The sequence below is a fragment of the Mesorhizobium sp. M5C.F.Ca.IN.020.29.1.1 genome, from assembly GCF_003997375.1.
In the GTDB taxonomy this organism is placed as follows: Bacteria; Pseudomonadota; Alphaproteobacteria; order Rhizobiales; family Rhizobiaceae; genus Mesorhizobium; species Mesorhizobium wenxiniae.
In genome coordinates, this window is the sequence record NZ_RZSW01000359.1 from 1 (window position 1) to 6,520 (window position 6,520).

At 59.7% G+C, this 6,520-nt stretch carries 8 protein-coding genes and 1 pseudogene; all 9 read right to left on the reverse strand.

Translation table 11 applies throughout. From position 1 onward, the window contains the following. Positions 1 to 388: 388 nt before the first annotated feature. Positions 389 to 658, reverse strand: coding sequence for a hypothetical protein (locus EOA85_RS37680; protein WP_245485978.1), 270 nt, complete (start codon positions 656 to 658; stop codon positions 389 to 391). Between the two features lie 356 nt (positions 659 to 1,014). Then, on the reverse strand, positions 1,015 to 1,539 hold the full coding sequence (locus EOA85_RS39240) for a Mu transposase C-terminal domain-containing protein (RefSeq protein WP_245485979.1): 525 nt from the start codon (positions 1,537 to 1,539) through the stop codon (positions 1,015 to 1,017). A gap of 26 nt (positions 1,540 to 1,565) precedes the next feature. Beyond that, positions 1,566 to 1,811, reverse strand: a complete 246-nt coding sequence (locus tag EOA85_RS39245; protein ID WP_245485980.1) for a hypothetical protein — start codon at positions 1,809 to 1,811, stop codon at positions 1,566 to 1,568. Between the two features lie 348 nt (positions 1,812 to 2,159). Next, positions 2,160 to 2,717 carry a helix-turn-helix domain-containing protein gene (locus EOA85_RS39255; protein ID WP_245485982.1) on the reverse strand — a complete coding sequence of 186 codons (558 nt, stop codon included), beginning with the start codon at positions 2,715 to 2,717 and terminating at the stop codon, positions 2,160 to 2,162. Between the two features lie 418 nt (positions 2,718 to 3,135). Further along, positions 3,136 to 3,321: a hypothetical protein gene (locus EOA85_RS23985; RefSeq protein WP_127211416.1), complete on the reverse strand. Its 186-nt coding sequence runs from the start codon at positions 3,319 to 3,321 to the stop codon at positions 3,136 to 3,138. Positions 3,322 to 3,792: 471 nt separating this feature from the next. Then, positions 3,793 to 4,662 (reverse strand): McrC family protein, encoded by an 870-nt coding sequence (locus EOA85_RS23990; protein WP_245485983.1) that lies wholly within the window; start codon positions 4,660 to 4,662, stop codon positions 3,793 to 3,795. A 294-nt stretch (positions 4,663 to 4,956) separates the two neighbouring features. Then, positions 4,957 to 5,538 carry a transporter substrate-binding domain-containing protein gene (locus EOA85_RS39260; RefSeq protein WP_245485984.1) on the reverse strand — a complete coding sequence of 194 codons (582 nt, stop codon included), beginning with the start codon at positions 5,536 to 5,538 and terminating at the stop codon, positions 4,957 to 4,959. Continuing rightward, a complete protein-coding gene (locus EOA85_RS39265; protein ID WP_245485985.1) occupies positions 5,480 to 5,905 on the reverse strand; it encodes a transporter substrate-binding domain-containing protein in 426 nt (141 codons plus the stop codon). The genes EOA85_RS39260 and EOA85_RS39265 overlap by 59 nt, the downstream gene beginning before the upstream one ends. Positions 5,906 to 6,305: 400 nt before the next feature. Further along, positions 6,306 to 6,520, reverse strand: a pseudogene (locus EOA85_RS24000) (isopenicillin N synthase family oxygenase); the annotation flags it as partial.

A 6,520-nucleotide genomic window follows, 5' to 3' on the forward strand; every position in this document is an offset into this window, starting at 1 on the left:
GGATTAACGTATATGCCTTGGCATATGAGCAAACTGCGCCGGCGCCGAGCCAGTCTAATCTAAATCCGCATGACCACTGGCCAATGCGCAACAGCTTGTCACGATCATATTCCCTCAGGTTGCGCGGCTATCCACCTTCTCGAAGCGTTCGCCAGACATCACGTCTGCGAGCCGGCTTTGAGGATCGTCTCGAGGGCTTCTTCAGGCACACGTCGAAGGAGGCGTAGTTGAGATTGTATAGTTCGGGATAAAGCCCACCCAGCGCCATCTTGGTCGTGAGTGCCGGTCTCAAGGACTTGGCCATTTGTCGCTTGGCACTTAATTGTAAGAATGCGCCGGTTTGGTTAAGGATTGGCATTTAATCGTGAGAATCTTGGGCTTCTGATTCTCAAATTAACTGCATTTGAGAAGAGGCTCTCGACCTGCGCGCTCGGGCTATAATGTTCTCGGCGGCGTCGGTGAATCTCACCCTGTTGTCACCTATCATGTGCCCACGCAGCATTCGGAGCATCTCCGGTCCGGCACGCTCGACGATGGCGATTCCCGCCAGCAGAGCGGGCCGCATGTGAAGCGGCAGGATCGGCTTTGCAGGCGTGGGCAGGTTCTCCTGTTCCGCGCCGACGACACGGTCGAGATCGGGGATGATTGCGCCGAGCACCCGGAAGCGCCAAAGGTCGCTCTCGCGTGGTATAGGTCTTGGAATGCGTCGCATCAGGAGAAGCCGGGCAATTTCGGCTGGCGATGTCCAGGTTCCGATACCACGTTCGACTTCATCGTCGAGCAGCTTTTCGTCACGAAGAGCGGCAGTCCGATATTGCCGGAAAGGGGAGGCGAGTTCGCGACCGCCGGCATCCCGGAGGTGGTCTCCGCACAAAGGGCACGTAATGCGCCACCCCAGAAGCTGGCTTCGCAGGATCGGCTCCGGCTCCGTATGTCCCGGGCTGCAGCTGGTGCAGACCTGCGTTGGCCGCGTGGCGATGAACCGACGCGATGGTTGCGCGACATTTGCGAAGGTCATTCGGCGCACTGCGGCCGGCTCGGTGGCGAACATCTTGGCCAGGCGGATTTCCGATCACTGCTCAGATGGAGATCGGCCGCGCGCAACGCCGAGGCCTCCGGCAGGCAATGCCGAAGCATGACCAGCGGTGGAACCGAGTAAAAGGCGGCATGCCGGCCGATCCAGGATGACAGCAGTTCGTCCGCGACAGGTGACAACCTCGCTGTCTTTCTGGTCGCCGCGTCGACCAGTTCTCGCTGCGCCATCGCGGTGCGGACGATGGCGCGGGTGTCGACTTCACGGCGGCCTTTCGCCAGCAGAGTGCGTCGGGCGGTCAGCGCCTCGTGCAGGGTTATCGAGGGCAGGGTCACGTCGGCATAACGGGCTTCCACAAAGTTCCCTGATGGCCGTCGAACGAAAATGCGCGCTAAGTCGCGCGGATCGTACTTCACAAGCAGGCGGCGGTCAGAACGTCCGACGTCGGCGCTGAGCGCCGCCGACCAGTAGCGCAGGCCGAACAGATGAATCCCGGTCGGCCGCAAGGTGCGCTCCTGCTCAGGCAGGAAGGTCAGCCAGAAGCGGAGCCGATCCTGTGGCAGTCGAAGCGGGATCTCGCCCTCGTGCTCCGCCAGACCGCAATCGGCGGGCGGCCCAGGGAGCTGTGGATCGACTGATGATAGGAGCCGACGATATCGAGGGCGATGTAGCGCTCGAGTTCCCTCAAAGTCAGCGCTGCGTGCCGCTTGGAGTTGTATTCGCCGAACTCCTGTTCGTTGCTGAATGTTGTCCCGGGCAGCAGGTGCAGCTTTCCCATCTGCGTGCCGATCAGACGCTCGATGTGACCGCCGAAGCGCGGCTCGCCCGGCGGCCGCCATCGATTGCCATACCGGCATCCTCACAACCTCTCTTGAATGCTCGACTTCGGAAGTCGGATCCGTTGTCGACATGTACCGTGGTCGGCAGGCCAGCTACGGGCCACGGCTCCCTGATCTCACGTTCTCTCAACCATACCGACTTGTCGAAGACGGAATGCAAGAGGCACAGGCTGGTCGACAACCGCGACGGGGCCTCCATAGTGAGATAGAACCCGGTGACCATCCGACTGCAGATGTCCATCGCCAAGGTCAGCCACGGCCGGCCGATCGGCTGCCGGGTCTCCTCGTCAACAACGAATACATCGGGCTTTGGTATGGTCGATCTGGACCACCTCGAGGGGGCGGGAGGCACCGAACGCTCCGGGAACGGCCGTTGTCGCCTTCACGATCTTCTGTTCGCCACGTCGCCTGGCACGCTTCTGGAGGTCTATGTCCTCAAGGCGAGCGACGATCGTTCTGCGATGCGGCGGCTTCAGTCCTGCCGACATGCAGTTCGTCTGCACGTCCCGGACCAACTGCGAGACCGTCGGTCGTGTCCGCTTCAGATAGAACGTGCTGATGGTCCTCCGGACAATTTCCTCACGCTTCTCATCCAGTGTGCGATGACCCTCCGGCCGCCCGCGTTTGCGGTCCACAAGCGACAGGACGGTTCCGCCGGCGCGGAACAGCTTGACCAGGCGGTAAGCTGTAGCTTGGCTAAGGCCGAGCTCGGCCGCTAGCCCCGCAACATTTCCGGCCGTAGTACGGCCGGAGTGGCGCCTTAGAAAGCCGCGGATCGAATCCGCACGCCGGCACGCTTCGTCCCAAAGCGCCTCATCAATTTCGTCGGGAAATGGGTCGCTCATGGAGGCTCACCAGTGAAAAACTCCGAGAGCCCTATTCTCACATTAAGTGGTAAGCGCCAAGAGCGATTATCAAATTAACTGCTAATTCTCAAATTAAGTGCCGGCCTAAGCATCTGGAATCGTTTGTATGGCATTCTCATAACTAAGTGCCAAGTGACAGGTATCGAACGTTTGTTACCCAACGCAGTCAACAGCCCAAAATAGGCTGCGTATGTTCCCTGCACCGGGCGCATCGGCAACGTGACCCAAGCTGGGATTAAACACGCTGCGAGGGCATGGACCTGGCGAAGAGCCATTGCTGTTATCTGGTCGACACTCGCGCCACCCAGCTTCAGCCTTTTGTTCACGGGATCAGGCACGAGCACGCAATTGTAGGACTCATTCAATCCCCTAATGTCTCTGTCCTCGTTTCGCGTCTTCACCCCGATGAAGTAACGTTTGCCTGACTTTTCAGCAAGAAGGTCGCGAACGGGTGGTTGTGTATGTCGCCGTTCAAATCACGGATTCCTGAAAAACCATTTAGGGCAAGCGCTTCCGCAGCAAGGATTTCTCCGAGCCTACCAAGCTTGGATGTACGGCGAATGCGAGCAATGATGTCTTCCATTTTGTCCCTCGCACTCTTCTGTAGCATTGATGAGCTGTCACAGTTCAAAACCGGCAATACAAAGAAGTGCATGCAACGGTACGGATCGGCAATATGCCCTTCCCAAATGATTGTCGCCCGACCACACAGGATTACGCGACCTCTTCCCGTCTTCCTTGCGCAATGCTCACTTCAGGCGCCTGGGCCAAGGCTTGCCGCGTCTGAGTACTAGGGTGGGCGACAATGGGTTCAATCCGGCCGACTGTCACGCCGATAGCCGTCAAGCGTTCCCGCTGGAAGCCGGTAATTGCCCTCAGCCGCTTGCTGAACATTTCGCTTCAACCAATGTCGATTGTAACGGTTTGCAGCCAATTGCAGCTCCGGTGACTTGGTGCACTGTGTGCACTCCTCCGCTGTTTTTATCAGCGACGTGATGAGGGTAGAGGAGTGGAGCCGATCACATTTGTAAAGCTGGCCATACGCCATCATTTGCTACACGTCACCCTGCGACACGCCTTGCTTGGCATCCTCCATACGGGCGGCGATCCGCTTCCATTTCGTGTCGATAATCTGCACGACCTCGTCGCCGCGCTTGACCAGGATGTCCAGCCGCGTCTGGAACAGGGCACGTCGATCTTCGGTTTCGAGGCAGTAGAGCCGTCCACCTTGGCTGACGACACGGAGATCTGTATCCACCAGCACACGCTTCAACATTCGAGCGACATATTCCTCGAACAGGGTGTTCATCTCGAACAGCAGAGAGAAGCCGTCGCTGCAACCGGCAGAGGTCGTCTGGAACCGCTCACCAAGCAGGAGGCGAGCGAGATTGAGCAACTCGCGCCAGCGGCCATTGGTCCTATCAGGCACGACCTCGTCCCAGCGTAGGACCGACCTAGGCACATCCGCGATATCGGCATAGGCGAATGCCAACTCGCGCAGTCGGCGCTGGTTGTCGGCGGTCCGTGGGATGCGAACGAGCCGGGCAACAGCCTTCATGATCCGGTTGAGGGCAGTATCGGCGGTCAGGGAGTCATAGCGACAAGCCAGCCGCGATGGTTTGGCGGCGAGGATCGTGAACTGCCGCGTCACGTCGAGCTGTCCGCGCAGCAAGGGCAGGTCATTGGCGTGTTCGACATAGCGCCGCGGCATACCCTGCCGGACAGAATCGACCAACTTCTCGGAAAACAACCCGATCAATATTTCGAGCAGCGTCTCTCGCTGCCAGTCTAGCGTTGTGACCTGGCCCGCATCGATCTTCAGGTCTAGTGCGACGGCGAGCATGTGGACGAGACGACGGCGGATGCTGCCGGTCATCTCGGCCCCATCCTCGCCTGGAAAGTCGATCTTGGGCAAGATTTCCATCGCACAGCCTTCGGCAGCAATCACGCCGACGACCCCTCTCGCACGAAGCTGCTTGCGTCCATGCTCAAGGACACCGCCGCCGCCCCGGCCTGCGAGCGGCGACGCCGCCGCAATCGCAGCGATACGATCGGCCGCTAGTGTGGGATTTCATCGGCCGCCTCGCCGTAGCGACCCGGCACAGGTTCGAGCGTCAATGCCATTGGTAGAACGAGCTTGTTAGCGGAACGGCGGCGAATATAGCAGACCGCCCGTTGGTCCACAGGCTGTTGTAACCGCGCTCCCAGCCGAGCGGCCTCAGATTGCCGACGGTCTTGATGATGTTGTAGGCCCATGTTGGATTGAGGCCGATTGCGTGCGCCAGCGATGGATCAACGCCGAGGAAGCGCTGTATGGCTGGGTCCGGCGATTCCAGGAAATCGTCGACATTCTTGCTGGTGATGCCATTCCTCGGCCTGGATGGTTGCGTTGACCTCCAGTTGACGATCTCCAGCCAGCGATCGTCGCCGCCGGCGCCAGCGGCTCCTTCGACAGCCGCTCCGGTAAGATGATGTAATCGTCGGGCTTCTTTAGCTGAGTCCGCTTGCCGACAAGATCGGACGAGTCCTGCGTGATCGCGTCGACGCGACCGGTCTCCAGCGCGTTGATGAACTGGCCGGTGTCCTCGATCGTCACCGGCGTGAACTTCTTGCCGGTCTTGCGGAAGAGATCGGCGAAGTTCAACTCGCCGGTCGTGCCGCTCTGCACGCCGATCGTCGCGCCATCGAGGTCGGCTGCCTTGGTCACGCCGAGGTCCTTGCGAACAAGCCTGCCCTGGCCATCATAGAAAACGGGCGGGCCGAAATGGAAGCCGAACTGCAAGGCGCGCGTGATCGTCACCCGTCACGCCGGAAAGCAGAATGTCGAACTCACCGGATTGCAGCACCGGCAGGCGTTGCTGCGGCGAGGAGTTGGTGAACTCCACCTTCTCCGGATCGCCAAAAACGGTGATCGCCAGGGCGCGACCATAGTCGGCGAAGAAGCCTTGCCAGCGACCGTTGCTGTCCGGTGAGAAGAAGCCGGGTATCGTGCCCACGCCAACCTTGATCGTGCCACGAGCCTTGATCCTGTCGAGGGTCGGGCCGGCGTAGGTGGATGTCGAGAACAGTCCCACTGCCACCATGAGCGTTGTTGCCAGTACCGTCCTCCAACCGGCACCGGACCGGGTTGTCATTGTCATGTCAGGCACTCGTGCGATTTTTGTCATCAGCCGCTGGCGGAACTTCCCCCGCTCTGCCCGACCGCCGCAAAGTTAATTCTATAATTTTTGGAGGCTAAGGAATGGCAATCCATTTTTTGGCCACTGGGAAAGCAGATTGCTCCCAAAAGGGCGCATCGCGGCGAATGCGGTCCAGCTCGTTTCCTGGTTTCTGGGAGCGATGGATGCCCGTCGCGACCGGCAAGAGACCTGCCGGCAAAAAATTGGCCGGGCTCGAATGCGGCCCGGCCAGAAGAAGGTTCACACCTTCATAGAGACACCGTTCAGTGGCTTGGGAGGAGAACGCTGAACGACTTTACCTTTTTGAGCCCATCTCGCAGTCCCAGCGACACATCAAATTCCAAAGAATGGCTCCAATGAAAAAAATTCGTCTTTTAAACTGGGCACCTCAGCCGGGCCGGCTTTCCGGGTCCAGCAGGTCCGCGTGATGGCGCCGGGCGACGTCAGGATGTGAACGCACTCGGCGAGCACATTGGTTCCGACATCGCGGAGCAGCGGGTTGTCCGGATCGCTGGCCAGCCCGCGCACTTGCGCCGCCAATTCCAAGCAAGGGGATCGTCGCATCGAGCCTGGCGCTGAAGAAGATCGGCATCGAAATACGCT

What these genes read in the sequence shown, in the direction of transcription:
- EOA85_RS39245 (WP_245485980.1), bottom strand. Translation starts at nt 1,811, where the DNA reads ATGGGAAAGCTGCACCTGCTGCCCGGGACAACATTCAGCAACGAACAG.
- EOA85_RS39255 (WP_245485982.1), bottom strand. Translation starts at nt 2,717, where the DNA reads ATGAGCGACCCATTTCCCGACGAAATTGATGAGGCGCTTTGGGACGAA.
- EOA85_RS23985 (WP_127211416.1), bottom strand. Translation starts at nt 3,321, where the DNA reads ATGGAAGACATCATTGCTCGCATTCGCCGTACATCCAAGCTTGGTAGG.
- EOA85_RS23990 (WP_245485983.1), bottom strand. Translation starts at nt 4,662, where the DNA reads ATGGAAATCTTGCCCAAGATCGACTTTCCAGGCGAGGATGGGGCCGAG.
- EOA85_RS39265 (WP_245485985.1), bottom strand. Translation starts at nt 5,905, where the DNA reads ATGACAAAAATCGCACGAGTGCCTGACATGACAATGACAACCCGGTCC.